At 67.3% G+C, this 14203-nt stretch carries 14 protein-coding genes; 7 read left to right on the top strand and 7 right to left on the bottom strand.

Annotated features, from left to right (window positions below; genetic code table 11):
- Positions 1 to 16: 16 nt before the first annotated feature.
- Positions 17 to 334: a WhiB family transcriptional regulator gene (locus tag MRBLMX7_RS03660; RefSeq protein WP_082297379.1), complete on the bottom strand. Its 318-nt coding sequence runs from the start codon at positions 332 to 334 to the stop codon at positions 17 to 19.
- 150 nt (positions 335 to 484) lie between these two features.
- Positions 485 to 1630, bottom strand: coding sequence for a mannose-6-phosphate isomerase, class I (gene manA, locus MRBLMX7_RS03665; RefSeq protein ID WP_363366247.1), 1146 nt, complete (start codon positions 1628 to 1630; stop codon positions 485 to 487).
- 103 nt (positions 1631 to 1733) lie between these two features.
- On the opposite strand from manA, the gene MRBLMX7_RS03670 reads away from it, so the two are divergent.
- The 4 genes from MRBLMX7_RS03670 (at position 1734) to MRBLMX7_RS03685 (ending at position 6075) form a co-directional block, all read left to right on the top strand.
- Positions 1734 to 3152, top strand: coding sequence for an O-antigen ligase family protein (locus MRBLMX7_RS03670; protein ID WP_363366248.1), 1419 nt, complete (start codon positions 1734 to 1736; stop codon positions 3150 to 3152).
- Positions 3149 to 4447, top strand: coding sequence for an O-antigen ligase family protein (locus tag MRBLMX7_RS03675; RefSeq protein ID WP_363366249.1), 1299 nt, complete (start codon positions 3149 to 3151; stop codon positions 4445 to 4447). Before MRBLMX7_RS03670 ends, MRBLMX7_RS03675 begins: the two co-directional genes overlap by 4 nt.
- 91 nt (positions 4448 to 4538) lie before the next feature.
- Positions 4539 to 5495, top strand: coding sequence for a glycosyltransferase family 2 protein (locus MRBLMX7_RS03680; RefSeq protein ID WP_414685084.1), 957 nt, complete (start codon positions 4539 to 4541; stop codon positions 5493 to 5495).
- Between the two features lie 4 nt (positions 5496 to 5499).
- Positions 5500 to 6075 carry a hypothetical protein gene (locus MRBLMX7_RS03685; protein WP_363366250.1) on the top strand — a complete coding sequence of 192 codons (576 nt, stop codon included), beginning with the start codon at positions 5500 to 5502 and terminating at the stop codon, positions 6073 to 6075.
- 18 nt (positions 6076 to 6093) lie between these two features.
- Here MRBLMX7_RS03685 and MRBLMX7_RS03690 read toward each other — a convergent pair whose 3' ends face one another.
- The 3 genes from MRBLMX7_RS03690 to glf are packed head-to-tail and all read right to left on the bottom strand — an operon-like array spanning position 6094 to position 8796.
- On the bottom strand, positions 6094 to 6831 hold the full coding sequence (locus MRBLMX7_RS03690; RefSeq protein ID WP_363366251.1) for an ABC transporter ATP-binding protein: 738 nt from the start codon (positions 6829 to 6831) through the stop codon (positions 6094 to 6096).
- A complete protein-coding gene (locus MRBLMX7_RS03695) occupies positions 6831 to 7649 on the bottom strand; it encodes an ABC transporter permease (RefSeq protein ID WP_050721367.1) in 819 nt (272 codons plus the stop codon). Before MRBLMX7_RS03695 ends, MRBLMX7_RS03690 begins: the two co-directional genes overlap by 1 nt.
- A gap of 10 nt (positions 7650 to 7659) precedes the next feature.
- Complete coding sequence (glf, locus tag MRBLMX7_RS03700; RefSeq protein WP_363366252.1) at positions 7660 to 8796, bottom strand: UDP-galactopyranose mutase; 1137 nt, start codon at positions 8794 to 8796, stop codon at positions 7660 to 7662.
- A gap of 83 nt (positions 8797 to 8879) precedes the next feature.
- On the opposite strand from glf, the gene MRBLMX7_RS03705 reads away from it, so the two are divergent.
- Positions 8880 to 9893 (top strand): glycosyltransferase family 2 protein, encoded by a 1014-nt coding sequence (locus tag MRBLMX7_RS03705; RefSeq protein WP_363366253.1) that lies wholly within the window; start codon positions 8880 to 8882, stop codon positions 9891 to 9893.
- 16 nt (positions 9894 to 9909) lie between these two features.
- Here MRBLMX7_RS03705 and MRBLMX7_RS03710 read toward each other — a convergent pair whose 3' ends face one another.
- Both MRBLMX7_RS03710 and MRBLMX7_RS03715 read right to left on the bottom strand, forming a co-directional pair.
- On the bottom strand, positions 9910 to 11106 hold the full coding sequence (locus MRBLMX7_RS03710; protein WP_363366254.1) for an ABC transporter ATP-binding protein: 1197 nt from the start codon (positions 11104 to 11106) through the stop codon (positions 9910 to 9912).
- Positions 11106 to 12029, bottom strand: a complete 924-nt coding sequence (locus tag MRBLMX7_RS03715) for an ABC transporter permease (protein ID WP_363366255.1) — start codon at positions 12027 to 12029, stop codon at positions 11106 to 11108. The genes MRBLMX7_RS03710 and MRBLMX7_RS03715 overlap by 1 nt, the downstream gene beginning before the upstream one ends.
- 213 nt (positions 12030 to 12242) lie before the next feature.
- On the opposite strand from MRBLMX7_RS03715, the gene MRBLMX7_RS03720 reads away from it, so the two are divergent.
- Positions 12243 to 13325, top strand: a complete 1083-nt coding sequence (locus MRBLMX7_RS03720; protein WP_363366256.1) for an NAD-dependent epimerase/dehydratase family protein — start codon at positions 12243 to 12245, stop codon at positions 13323 to 13325.
- The gene (locus tag MRBLMX7_RS03725; protein ID WP_363366257.1) at positions 13322 to 14173 is read left to right on the top strand and encodes an NAD-dependent epimerase/dehydratase family protein; all 852 of its coding nucleotides are present in this window, start codon (positions 13322 to 13324) and stop codon (positions 14171 to 14173) included. The genes MRBLMX7_RS03720 and MRBLMX7_RS03725 overlap by 4 nt, the downstream gene beginning before the upstream one ends.
- The last annotated feature ends 30 nt before the right edge of the window (positions 14174 to 14203 follow it).

Here is a 14203-nt window from a genome sequence, read left to right on the forward strand (position 1 = left end):
GAGGCGACGCGGCTGGTCAGCTGGCGCGGCGCTTGAGCTTGCGGCGCTCACGCTCGGAGAGACCGCCCCAGATGCCGAATCGCTCGTCGTTGTTGAGCGCGTACTCGAGGCATTCTCCGCGGACGTCGCACGATGTGCAGATCCGCTTCGCGTCGCGGGTGGAACCGCCCTTCTCGGGGAAGAAGGCCTCCGGATCCGTCTGCGAGCACAGGGCGTCGGTCTGCCACGCCAGAGCGTTGTCGTCGTCGGACTCGACCTTTCGAACCCCGGGAACGCCGAGGTTGATCGGATCGACGAACCAGTTCTCCGGTACGTCCGAACGGTAACCCGTCATCTCGATCTCCAACCCTTGTTCCGCCCCCTCGGCGGGCCGTGCACCACTAATTACACCCGTGTGATTCGCTGCGGTCAAGTCGCGGATCGTAAACCCTCAATCATGTCTTGAAGGTTCATGGACGTTCTTCGGCGTGTCGCGCCCGTCGAGTCACGCTCGCGAGCGATGTGCAGCACCCGGCGTGGCGATGAAGGCCTCGCCTCGGCCGGACAGGGTGAGCGACGTCTCCTCAGCGCCGGCGAAGGCGACCGTGCCGACGGGGACGCGCGTCGTGCTCCCGTCCGCTCCCGTCACGGAGACCTCCCCCGCCGTGGCGAGGACCATCGTCGGACCCTCGACGATCAGCTCGAGCTCCTCCCCGGTCAGCTCCGCGCGACGGAGCGCGAAGTCCTCGATCGGCACGGAGTACTCGGTGAGCGCTCCCTCCGTATCGGGTCGCAGGACCGGGACCTCACCCGGCGCGGTGTCGAGCACGGACAGCAGCTCCGGCACGTCGATCCGCTTCGGGGTGAGGCCGCCGCGGAGGACGTTGTCGCTCGCGGCCATGATCTCGACGCCCAAGCCGGAGATGTACGCGTGGAGCAGGCCCGCGCGGAGGAAGACGCCCTCGCCGCGACGCAGGACGACGTGGTTCATGAGAAGGGCGACGACGACGCCCGGGTCGCCCGGGTAGGTGTCGGCGATCGTCGCCACGGCCCGGAGGGTGGTCGCCCACTTCCCCGTCTCCGCTGTCGCCGCGGAGCGGACCGACGAGATCACCTCGTCGACCTCGACCTGTGCGCGCCCGGAGAGCAGCCAGCCGATCGCGTCGCGCAGAACGTCGCCGTCGCCTCGCAACCGGGCGGCGAGCGCGGCGACGCCTTCACCGTCACCCAGCGCGCGCAGCAGTTCGAGCGTCGCATCGACCGGCCGCAGCCCGCTCAGGGACTCGAATCGATCGCTGAGGGCGACGATCAGCTCGGGCTTGTGATTGTCGTCGCGGTAGTTGCGGGTGGGATCGTCCACTCCGAGAGCGGACTCGCGAGCCCAGCCGTCCTTGGCCTGGGCGATCGTGGGATGGACCTGGATCGACAGCGGGGATGCTGCGGCGAGCAGCTTGAGCAGATACGGAAGCCGTCCGCCGGTGACGGCATCGAGGGTTCCTCCCCCGGCCACGTCGGCGGGGTCGCCCGGGTGGTCGCCGAACCACACCTCGGCTTCGGGAACGGCGGACGGGCTTCTCCCCTCGAGCTCGGCCAGAAGGGTGTGCGATCCCCAGGCGTAGTCGCGCGGGACGTTCGTCAGGCTCAGCAGCATGTGACCAGGGTAGGGGTCTGCGCCGACACGATGCGACCCGGACGCGGGCGCCGTGCGCGTCGCACCCGGTGCGCGCTCGGGTGCGCGCGGTAGCCTGAACGCGATGGCGCAGTACACCAAGCATCCGGCGGCAGCTCCGCCCCAGGCCCCTGAGCGGGAGTCGACGGGGCATCTTCTGCTGCGCGGCTACATCATCCTCGTGCTGTTCGCCGTCTTCGCCCACGCCGCGGTCTACAACCTCGTCGGCGGTTACGGTGCGGCCGCGGTGCTCGCCGGTTTCCTCGTCGCGACGCTCGCGATCGGCATCCCGATGATCGCCCGCCGCCGTCCGCAGCGCTTCGCCTGGCGTCGGCTGCCCTGGGCCGCGACCGCCTACACGGCTCTGGCGCTGATCTCGGTCGCCTGGTCGCAGTGGCGCGAATCGACGCTCCTCACCTGGGCGCTGCTCGCGACGGTCACCGTGAACGCCCTGTTCATCGTCAACGTGCTCTCGTGGAACGAGATCGTGCGCGCGCTGGCCTCGGCGTTCAAGTGGATCCTCGGGCTCTCCCTCGCGCTCGAGCTCTGGGTCGCACTGATCGTGCACGGGCCGATCCTCCCGAACTTCTTCGTCCGTCCGGAGGGCGAGAAGATCAACGCGCACTGGTACTGGGTGCGCGGCAACCTCCTCGACGGCGACCGCATCCAGGGGATCGTCGGCAACTCGAACCTGCTCGCCATCATCAGCCTCTTCGCGATCATCACGTTCGGCGTGCGTTTCGCGGCGCGCGCCCGCTGGCGGACCACGCTCGCGCTGTGGATGCTGCTCGCCGCATACTTCCTGCTGCGCGCAGGCTCGGCGACCGCGTACGCATGCGCCGCCGCCGCCGGGGTGGTGCTGGTGGTGGCGCTCCTGATGCGACGCCAGCGCACTCCGGGCGGCCGCACCCGCCTGTACGTGATCTTCTTCGGCGGAGGCGCCGTGCTCCTCGCCGCCGCGTGGGCGCTGCGCGAGCCGCTCCTGTCGCTGCTGGGCCGCAGCGGCGACCTCACGGGACGCTCCGACCGCATCTGGACCAAGGTCCTGGAGCGCGCAGCGGAGCATCCCGTGTTCGGCAACGGATTCTCGAGCCCCTGGGTGCCTTACGATCCGGCGTTCGACGGGTGGATCGTCGACCACGGGATCACGGTGTTCCACGCCCACAACATGTGGCTGGACGTGCTGATGCAGCTCGGCGTCGTGGGCGTCGTGCTGATGGCGCTCGCCTATCTGAGCCTGCTGTGGCGATCCTGGTTCTTCGCGGTCGACCGCCCGCGGTGGGATCTGACGAGCGACCGTCCGTACTCCCCGATCACCCTGCTGCCGAGCCTCTTCACAGTCGTGCTGCTCGTGCAGGGCCTCACCGAGTCCACGCCCATCATGCTGTGGGGCTGGATGCTCCTCGTGATGCTGTCGTTCAAGATCAAGTCGATCCCCCTGATCGGCGTCGGCGAGCGGGACCGTGTCATCGAGCATGGCGAGAGAGCGCGGCGGGTTCCGTGACGGCGGGCCGGCGGTTCGTCGACCTCCTCGGCTCGGCCGAGTTCGCGCGCGCGTTCACGATCGCGGTGCTCAGCGCCGTCTTCACCTCATTCGCGATCGAGCGCATGACTTCGCAGGTGACGCTCGCCACGGTCATCACGGTGCTGTGCGCCGTCGGCGCCGCGATCCTGTGGGTTCGACGCGAGGAGCTGTCGCTCCTGCGACTCGCCCCGTCGTCCCTGCTCGCCTTCCTCGCCTGGGCTCTCGTGAGCCTCTTCTGGACCACCGACAAGTCCGACACCGCCTTCGGCTGGATGGCGCTCTTCGGCTTCGCCTTCCTCGCGATCACGGTCGGCCATATCCGCGACACGCTGCAGACCGTGCGAGCGCTGGGAGACACGCTCCGCGTCCTGCTCGTGCTCTCGCTCGGGGTCGAGATCCTCTCGGGGATCCTGTTCGACATGCCCTTCGGGTTCCTGGGCATCCAGGGGAACCTCGCCCTGGGCGGGCCGGTGCAAGGCCTGTTCGGCAGTCGGAACATGCTCGGCTTCGTCGCCGTGCTCGCCCTCATCACGTTCGTCATCGAGTGGCGCTCGCAATCGGTCACGGCACCGATCGCGATCCCGTCCGTCGCGCTGGCCGCCCTGCTCGCCTTCCTGTCGTCCTCCCCCACGGTCATCGTGCTGGCGGCCGCCGTCGGCATCGTGACGGTCGCGCTCACGATCGTGCGTCACACGCCGTCGGAGCGACGCGGACTCGTGCAGTGGGTCCTCGGCATCCTCGTGGCCGTCGCCCTGACGGCGGCCTTCGCGCTGCGGCATCCGATCATCGCGCTGCTCGACGCAGGGTCCGACTTCTCGATCAGGGCGACGCTGTGGAACACCATGCTGGACTTCGTGTCGCTGAAACCCATCACAGGATGGGGGTGGTTCGGCCCATGGGCCCGTGGCGAGTACCCCTTCACGTACATCAACTTCCTCCTCGACGATCATCACCAGAGCGGCCTCAACGCCTACTTCGACGTGATGCTGCAGCTCGGATGGGCCGGGCTCGTCCTGTTCCTGGCGCTCGGAGGCGCGGCGACCGTGCGGTCCTGGCTCGTGGCCAGCGTGCGGCGCTCGGTCGTGTACGCGTGGACGCCGCTCATGCTCGTGACCCTCGCGGTGGACTCGATGTTCGAGAGCTTCACGCTCGAGGGGGCCGGCTGGTTCCTCCTCGTGCTGTGCGCGCTGCGCGCCGGGCAGTCCCGCTCCTGGCGGGAGAACATCGACGCCGCGCACACCGGGGCGATCCCCACGCTGCGGCCGGAGCGCTGAGCGGGTCCACCGGGAACTCCTGGCACCTGCGGGTAGGCTGGGGTCTGCTCGCGGCGTTCCGCGGGACCTCACCCTTCGGAGAATCTCACTCGTGACAACCGTCCCCTTCGCCCCGGCGTCCGCCACGATCGTCATCGTCACCTACAACCGGACGCATCTGCTGACCGGACTCCTCGAGAGCATCATCACGATGGACCCGAAGCCGGGTCACGTCGTGATCATCGACAACGCCTCCTCCGACGACACGACCGAGGTGGTCGAGTCCTTCCGTCCGCGCCTCGGCACCGACCTCGTCTACCGCCGCCTGGAGACGAACACGGGCGGCTCCGGCGGATTCAGCGAGGGCATGCGCACCGCGTACGAACTCGGGTCCGAATGGATCTGGATGATGGACGACGACGTCGAGGTCGTTCCCGACGGCCTGGCGAAGATGGGCAAGTGGGCGCCGCGCTTCAAGAGCATCCAGGGCCGCCGCTACGACTACGACGGCAGCGAGTTCTACTGGCAGTACCGCATCGCCGAGCGCATGGGCATCCCGATTCCGTTCGCGCCGTCGGGCTTCGACGCGTCCGGGTTCAAGGAGATGAACAGCGGATGCTTCGAGGGCATGTTCATCCACCGGTCGATCGTGACGCAGATCGGGTTGCCCGACCCGCGTTTCTTCATCTACTGGGACGACCAGATGTACGGCTGGCTGGCGTCGCGCAAGACCACCGCCGTGATCGTCGACGAGTTCGTGCTGCGCCGCACGCGCGAGATCAAGCAGTGGGACATGGGCATCCGCCACATGAACGCGTCGAGCAACGCCTATCGGTTCTACATCATGCGCAACCGCGCGTACATCAAGCAGTACTACCGCGTGCACGGCGTCTACAACCCGGTCCTGTTCGGACTCGGTACGGCGATGACCTTCGCGAAGGAGCTCATCCGCCTGGTCTTCGTCGAGCGCACGGTGCGTGGCACGAGCAACCTGTTCCGCGGGCTCAAGGAGGGCGGACGTCTCGGACGTGACCGCTCCTGGCAGCCGATGGCACCCCTGGAGGACTGACGAGATGAGCGACGAGCAGCAGCCGGATGTCCGCTGGGCACCGATGGAGCCGAAGCCGCGGAACCGGGGACGGGTGTGGCTGATCGTCGGCCTGGTCGTGGCTGCTCTCGTCATCGTCGGCGTGGTGCTGTTCTTCCTGCTGCCTCGCGGCGACGAGTCCGCGCCGGGTGCCACTGCGACGCCGACGCCGTCGGCGACCGCTACGCCCGGTGACCCGACCGACGAGCCCACCACCCCTCCGGTCACCACGGCGCCCGAGCCGGTCGATCCGTCCGTCGAGGCCTTCCGGGGGCAGGTCGAGGCCTGGCTCTCCGACGGCGCACGCGGTCTCGACATCGTGGCGAACTCGACCGGCGAGGACGCCCTGTCATCGGTGTCGATCCTGCAGGAGGACGCCGAACGCCTGAACGGCGTGCTCCCGCCGTCGTCGATCGCAGACGCATGGCGTGACGGCGTCTCCACCTATTCCCAGAACCTCGTCGATGTCCGGAGCGCTGTGTCGGCTGGAACGGACGCTTCCGAGGCTCTCGACGCGGCGCGCTCGACCCTTCAGTCCTTAGCGACCCTCGTCGAGCTCTGACACGACACCGCGCCGCGCTCAGCGGGCGTTGTAGTCCGCGTTGTAGCGGTCGAGCACCTCGCTGATGGGGGCGTCCAGCACCAGGCCGCCCTTGTCGAGGTAGAGACCACGCGTGCAGAAGCGCCGCAGGTCGCGCTCGTTGTGGCTCACGAAGAACAGCGTGCGCCCCGCGGCGAGCAGCTCGTCGATGCGCTTGTAGCACTTGTCGCGGAAGGCCTTGTCCCCCACCGCGAGCACCTCGTCCACCAAGAGGATGGGCTCCTCGAGCTGCGACACAACAGAGAAGGCCAACCGCACCTTCATCCCGTTGGACAGGTGCTTGTAGGGGGTGTCCTCGAATCCGGCGAGCTCGGCGAAGGCGATGATGTCGTCGTAGCGGCGGGACACCTCATCGCGCGACATGCCGTGCAGCCCTGCCGTCAGCCGCACGTTCTCGCGCACCGTGAGGTCGCCCACGAATCCGCCGGTGATCTCGATGAGGGGCGCGACGCCGCCGTTCACCTCTACGCTTCCCTCGTCGGAGAGCAGGACGCCGGCGACCAGGCGCAGAAGCGTCGACTTCCCCTGTCCGTTGCGACCCACGACGCCGATCGACTCTCCCTGCTGCACCGAGAACGACACGTCTCGCAGCGCCCAGAACTCCCCCGGCCGCGAACGCCGCGACGCGCCCGCGAAGAGGTCCTTGAAGCTGCGACGACCTCGCCTGTTCCGGCGGAAATGGACTCCCAGACCCTGCACATCGATCGCCGGCGCCATCACAGCTCCTTCAGCACGGGGCGCTCGAGGGAGCGGAAGGTCCAGACTCCGAGGACGAGGATCACGATGGTCATCGCCACGCTCACGAGGAGGGTGAAGGGGTTCCACTGATCAGGGAAGAACGGCATCCGATACAGCATCATGATGCCCGCGAGGGGGTTGAAGGCGCCGATCGTCTGGAAGACCCCGGGCAGGTCGGTCACGTTGTAGATGATCGGGGTGGCGTAGAACATCGCGCGGAGGACAAGGGCGGTGGTGCGCTCGAGATCGACGTACATCACGCACAGCGGGGCGACGAGCAGCCCGAGCCCCACGAGCAGGACGGTCTGCAGGAAGACCGCGACGGGCAGCCACAGGATTCCCCAGCCGATCTGCACGGTCTGGGCAGGGTCGAGTTCGACGATGAGATTCACGACGATGAAGATCACGAGGACCGGGAGCGAGAAGAGGTACTCCATGCCCTTACTGAGCACGATCCGGTTGATCCAGATGGATCGGGGGATCGCGGTCGAGCGCACCAGCCTGGCGTCCTTCTTGAACGCGCGGGTGAAGTCCGACACCGAGGAGTTGAACCATACCCACGGCAGCAGCGCGCTGATGAGGAAGATGATGTACGGTTCTTCGCCGACGTCACGGTGGAAGATCTGCGTGAAGACGAACCAGTAGATCGCGCTCATGACCAGCGGATCCAGCACCGACCACAGATACCCCAGGAAGCTGGTCGAGTACCGGACCTTGAGGTCGCGGGCCGACAACAGCCACAGGGAGTGGAGGTAGCGCCGGGGCGTCCCGGGCGCCCCGACAGCAGCGTGACTCACGATGACGAGTCTACGAGAGCAAGTTGTTCCACAGCGACAGCGCCGAGCCGATCGCCATGTGCATATCGAGGTACTGGTAGGTGCCCAGCCGTCCACCGAAGTGGACGTCCTTCTCCCCCTTGGCGAGGTCGCGGTAGGCCAGCAGCCCTTCCCGGTCGGACGGGGTGTTCACGGGGTAGTAAGGCTCGTCCTCGCGGTTCGCGAACCGGGAGAACTCGCGCATGATGACGGTCCTGTCGGACTCGTACACGTCCCTGCGCTCCGGATGGAAGTGCTTGAACTCGTGGATGCGCGTGTACGGCACGTCCATGTCCGGGTAGTTCATGACACTCGTGCCCTGGAAGTCGCCGACGTCCAGCACCTCCTGCTCGAAGTCGAGCGTGCGCCAGCTCAGCGCGCCCTCGGCGTAGTCGAAATAGCGATCGACGGGTCCCGTGTAGACGATCGGGACCTGTCCGACCATCGCCTTCTTATTGAGGGGCTGGGTCTCGTCGAAGAAGTCGACGCCGAGCTCGACGTCGATGTTCGGGTGGTCGGCCATACGCTCGATCCACGCGGTGTAGCCGTCGGTGGGAAGGCCCTCCCACGTGTCATTGAAGTAGCGGTTGTCGTAGGTGTAGCGCACGGGGAGACGGCTGATGATGTCGCCCGAGAGCTTGTGCGGGTCGGTCTGCCACTGCTTGGCGGTGTAGTCGCGGAAGAACGCCTCGAACAGCGGGCGTCCGACGAGCGCGATGCCCTTCTCCTCGAAGTTCGCGGCGGACTTCACATCGAACTCGCCGGCCTGCTCGCGCACCAGAGCGCGCGCCTGATCGGGAGTGTAAGCCGACTGGAAGAACTGGTTGATGGTGCCGAGGTTGACGGGCATCGGGAACACTGTGCCCTTGTGCGTCGTGTACACGCGGTGCACGTAGTTCGTGAACGACGTGAAGCGGTTGACGTACTCCCACACCGTCGCGTTCGAGGTGTGGAAGAGGTGCGCGCCGTAACGGTGGACCTCTATGCCCGTCTCGGGCTCGGCCTCGCTGTAGGCGTTGCCACCGATGTGGTGACGACGGTCGATGACCGTGACCTTGCGGCCGGCGCTCGCTGCGCGCTCGGCGGTGGTCAGACCGAAGAAGCCCGACCCGACGACGAGGAGATCCATGACACTGCTTCCTTCCGTACCGACGCGCGGCGATGACCGTGGAGACCGGAACCGGGAACCGGTGATGGGTACTATTGATCGTGATGTCCACAGATCGCCCCGCCTACGAGCGTACGGTATCCGTCGTCGTCCCTGTGTACAACGCCGTGGCCCACCTCCGTGCCTGCATAGAGTCGATCCTCGCGCAGACGCACCGTGAGCTCGAGCTGATCCTGGTCGATGACGGCTCGACGGACGGATCGGGTGCGCTCTGCGACGAGATCGCGCGGTCCGACGACCGCGTGCGCGTGATCCACCAGGCGAACGGCGGCATCGGTGCGGCCCAGAACGCCGGGCTCGACGCCGCCGTCGGCGACTTCGTCACCTTCTGCGACAATGACGACCTGATGAGCCCTCACCTCGTCGAGCGCCTGTTGAGCATCCTCCTCGATGCCGACGCCGACATGAGCTGCTGCCGGTGGTGGAACGTCGGGGCGAGCGTGGCGCAGGCCGAGCTCCAGCGCCACCGCGACGATGCGCCGGGGGTATCGATCGTCTTCGACGACGCCGCCCGCAACTACCAGACCGTCTTCAGCTTGGCCATCCGGCGCCTCGCGCGACAGGAGCTCCGGTACTTCAGCGAGGCGAACTGGGGCAAGCTCTATCGTCGCTCGCTCTTCGAGGGCCTGCGCTTCCCCGAAGGCCGGTACGCACAGGATGTCGCCGTCGCCATGCAGCTGTACCTTCGCATGCGGCGGGTGGCTTCCTGCAGCGACCGCCTGTACTTCTGGCTGCAGCGAGGCGACAGCGTGTCCCACTCGTTGCGTTCGGCGTCGTACTTCCACGACATCGTCTCCGCCCACGCGCGCTCCTTCCGGGACGCGCTCGAGAACGGCATCCTTCCCGCGCGCGCCTACTACGGACTCACGGCTCTCGGCTACGAGCGGCGGGCCGCGCGGTCGACCGACGAGCTCAGCGTCTACGCCTCGGACCGCGCGCTGGTGCGGTCGCTCCTCGCGACGCTCACCTGGACCCAGCGGGTTCGCTGCGCCGCCCTCCTGCTCCTGCGACGCGCCGAGGTCTTCGTCTACGACCGGACGGTCCACCGGCGGTCGTAGGCCGACGCCGAGCCGATCAGGACGCCGCGGTGATGCGCGCGGAGATCGGTCCCAGGTTCCTGGTGTCCTCGACGACGCTGAACTTCGCGCCCTGCCAGAGCACGTGCGAGTTGATGTCGATGATCTCCGACACGTTCGCGTTGATGAAGTACTGCCCGGCGCCGAGGTTCACCTCGTCGATCCGGAAGTCCATGTGATTCGCCCCCTGGCCGATCCCCGGGAGCGTGATCCCGAGACGCTCGGTGTTCGCGGCGAGCAGCATCTGCCCGAGCGGCGTGTCGATGCTGAATCCCGTCTCCCAGCGCTCCATCGCCTGGTGGGCGTCGACGTGCAGCCGGATGGTCAGCGGGTCGCCGCTGCGCACGGAGTCGATCGTGCGGCCGTCCTCATCGTGGAGCGAGATCGACGTGAGCTCGATGGGACGGTCCTCGTCGCGCTGGGGAGCCTCTCCGACCCGCCGGCCTTCGAGCACGTCGCGGAGGGCGGCCACGCCGTCGTTGACGTCTCCGTCGAACACGAGCTCCCCCTCGTTCAGGACGAGCGCGCGATCGCAGAGCTCCTGGACCTGAGCGGCGGAGTGGGACACGAGGATGATCGTGCACCCGTCCGCACGGAACTGCGCGATCCGCTCCATGCACTTTCGCTGGAACGCCTCGTCACCGACCGCGAGGACCTCGTCCACGAGGAGGATGTCGGGGTTGGTGTGGATGGCCACGGCGAACGCGAGACGCACGAACATGCCGGACGAGTAGAACTTCACCTGGGTGTCGATGAACTCGCCGATGCCGCTGAACTCGTGGATGGCCTCGAAACGGCGCGAAGTCTCCTCACGGGTCAGCCCGAGGATCGATGCGTTCAGGAACACGTTCTCTCGACCGCTGAGGTCCGGGTGGAACCCCGCGCCGAGTTCGAGCAGGGCGGCCATGCGCCCTCGGGTGAGGATCTGTCCCGACGTGGGCGCGATGATCCCGCCGATGATCTTCAGCAGGGTGCTCTTTCCCGAGCCGTTGGGTCCGAGCAGACCGACAGTGGTCCCCGCCTGAATCGTCACGTCGACGTCGTCGACGGCGGTGTAGTGGCTGCGGTGCTGACGGCCGAGCTTGCCCAGGTGGAACAGCCGGTCCTTCAGCGTGTTGTCCTTCCGGATCTGGAAGGTCTTGGTGACGTTCTCGATCTTGACGACATCGGGACCGGGAGTGGAGGAGACGACCATCAGAGCTCCTGTGCGAAGTTGCCCTGCAGCCGCGTGAAGACGCGGTGCGCGAGGAAGACGAGGACGACGCCGACGATGCCGGCGATGAGCATGCGCAGACCGAGCTCGGGCGGATAGTCCGCACTCGTGCCGCCGCTCCAGAACGCCCGGTGGAATCCGAGCACGCCGAGCGTGACGGGGTTGTTCATATAGATGTCGAACAGCCAGTTTGGAAGCTTCATGCTCTGGAAGGCCGAGGTCACCATGGTCCACGTGTACACGATCGGGGAACCCCACATGGCGAGCATGATGAGCAGGTCCGTCAGGTACTGGACGTCGCGGAGATACACGTTGACGGCCGCGAGGAAAAGACCGGCGGCGAGCCCGTAGACGAGAATGAGCGCGACGGACGGGAAGAACCACAGCATCTCGACCGGGGCGGGAAGCGCGTTCATGATGATCGCGGCGACGAGCAGCACCAGCGTCTGGACGAGGAACATGAATCCGGCACCGCCGATGCTGGCGAGCGGGAAGATCTCCCTGGGGAGGTAGATCTTCTTCACCAGCCCGGAGTTCGCGAGGATCGAGCCTGTGGCCCCCACGACCATCTCGGCGAAGAATCCGTAGAGCGTCAGACCGGAGAACAGGTAGACCGCGAAATCGGGCACACCTTCGGCCGCACGAAGGAACTTTCCCAGCACCACGTAGTACATGAGGAAGACGATGATCGGTCGGATGATCGTCCACAGGAATCCGAGAACGCTGTCGCGATAGCGCGACTGCAGATCACGACGCACCAGGAGTCGGAGCAGCTCGCGACGCTCGAAGATCTCTCTGATCTTGCCACCGCGAGCGGCGACGCGGAAACCGCCAGCGTCTGTTCGGGTGAAGGGCGCCACCTCAAGCCGGGCATACCGGTCGTTCTTGTCCACCAACTCCACCATCGTCCGGGTCAACGTGAATACTCCATCTTACGGCTCCCGCGCTGGGCACCTGGGAGCCCTCTCCATTGTGCGGTAAACCGGCGTGTCGGTCGTCCGCCCGCACAGCGTCGACGATGGACGATCCGGTAGTCTCGGATGGATATGCCGGTCGGCGATTCCTATCCGTCGGTGAAACGCGTCTATCCGTGCCGCGCACGGCAAGAGAGGGACTTCATGACCGAGGCCACACCTGGGGATGTGCTGGTCACGGGCGGAGCGGGCTTCATCGGCTGCGCGCTCTCCCGCCTGGCCGCCACCCCGAATCGCCGTTGGGTGGCGATCGACACACTGAACCCGCGCATCCACGAATCCCAGGAGCGCCCAGCGGCCCTCTCGGAGAGCGCCGAGCTCGTGGTCGGGGACATCGTCGACTCCGAGACCTGGGACCGTGTCCTCGACGGCTGGTCTCCCGATGTGGTCGTCCACCTCGCCGCCGAGACGGACACCGGCCTCTCGCTCGACCACCCGCTGCGATTCTCCACGGTCAACGTCGACGGCACGGCGCAACTCATGGAAGCGCTGCGCCGCCACGACGTCACACCCCGCCGGATCGTCGTCGCCTCCTCGCGCGCCGTCTACGGCGAGGGCACCTGGACCGACGAGGCCGGCGCCGCCCGGACCCGTTCTCAGCGCTCGCACGCACAGCTCGAATCGGGGCAGTGGGACTTCCCCGGAGCGCGCCCTCTCGCCGCGAGGGCGGACGTCACTCCCGCCAGCACGAGCAACGTCTACGCCGCGACGAAGCTGGCACAGGAGGGGCTGCTGTCCGCCTGGTGCTCCTCTCACGGTGTGGACCTGAGCGTCCTCCGCCTGCAGAACGTCTACGGCCCCGGCCAGTCGCTGATCAACCCGTACACGGGGATCCTCGCGCTCTTCGTGCGCCTCGCCGCCGCCGGCGAGGCGATCCCCGTCTACGAGGACGGCGCGATGCTGCGCGATTTCGTGCACATCGACGACGTCGCGCGTGCGTTCGCCGCGGTGATCTCGCCTGACTACACGGCACGTGGCGCCACCACGTACGACATCGGCACGGGCGTCCCGGCGTCCGTCCTCGAAGTCGCTCAGGCGATCGCGAGCGCACTCGGAGCTCCGAGCCCGGTGATCACCGGCGACTACCGCGAGGGCGATGTACGTCACGCCTGGTGCGACATCGACGACGCGGTGGCCCACCTCGACTGGTCGCCCCGAGTCGACTGGAGAAGCGGGATCACCGACTACGTCAACTGGTACCTCGAGCGGAACGGAGCAGGACGATGACCTCGGCAGAGCAGACGACCGTGATCGTCACCGGCGCGGGGGGCTATCTGGGCCCGCACGTCGTCTCCGCGCTCGCCGAGCGCGGCCACCGCGTCGTCGCTCTGGTACGCCCGGGGTCGACCGTCGCGCTCGACCCGCGCGCGACCGTGCAGGAGATCGACGTCCTCGGAGACGACCTCGACCCCGCGCAATGGGCCGGCGCGTCCGCGTTCGTCCATCTCGCGTGGAAGGACGGCTTCCAGCACAACTCCCCCGCACACATGGAGCACCTGTCCGCCCACTACCGCCTCCTGACCGGCGTCGCCGCCGCCGGAGTCCCGCGGATCGTCGCGCTCGGCACCATGCACGAGGTCGGATATTGGGAGGGCGCCATCACGGCGGAGACCCCGACGACGCCCAGTTCGCAGTACGGCATCGCCAAGGAGGCGTTGCGCGCGGCTCTGCCGCTCGCCCTGCCCGAGTCCACGAGTCTTGCCTGGGCACGGGCGTACTACATCTACGGCGATGATCGGCGCAGCAACTCGGTCTTCCGGAAGCTGCTCGAGGCTGCGGACGAAGGTCGCACGGAGTTCCCGTTCACCACGGGCAAGAACCTGTACGACTTCATCCGTGTGGAGGAGCTGGGACGACAGATCGCCGCGCTCACCGATGCGACCGACGTCGTCGGCACGCTCAACTGCAGCACCGGCGAGCCGAAGTCCCTGGCTGACCAGGTCGAGCAGTTCATCGCGGAGCACGACCTCGGGATCACGCTCCAGTACGGCGCCTTCCCGGACCGCGCCTACGACTCTCCGGGCGTGTGGGGAGACGCGACGGCGATCCAGGAGGTCATGCGCCGCGACGGCTGACCTCGCGCACGATGCAGAGAGGGGCCTCAT

It is taken from the genome of Microbacterium sp. LMX7-1.2 (assembly GCF_040675935.1).
Taxonomy (GTDB): Bacteria; Actinomycetota; Actinomycetes; order Actinomycetales; family Microbacteriaceae; genus Microbacterium.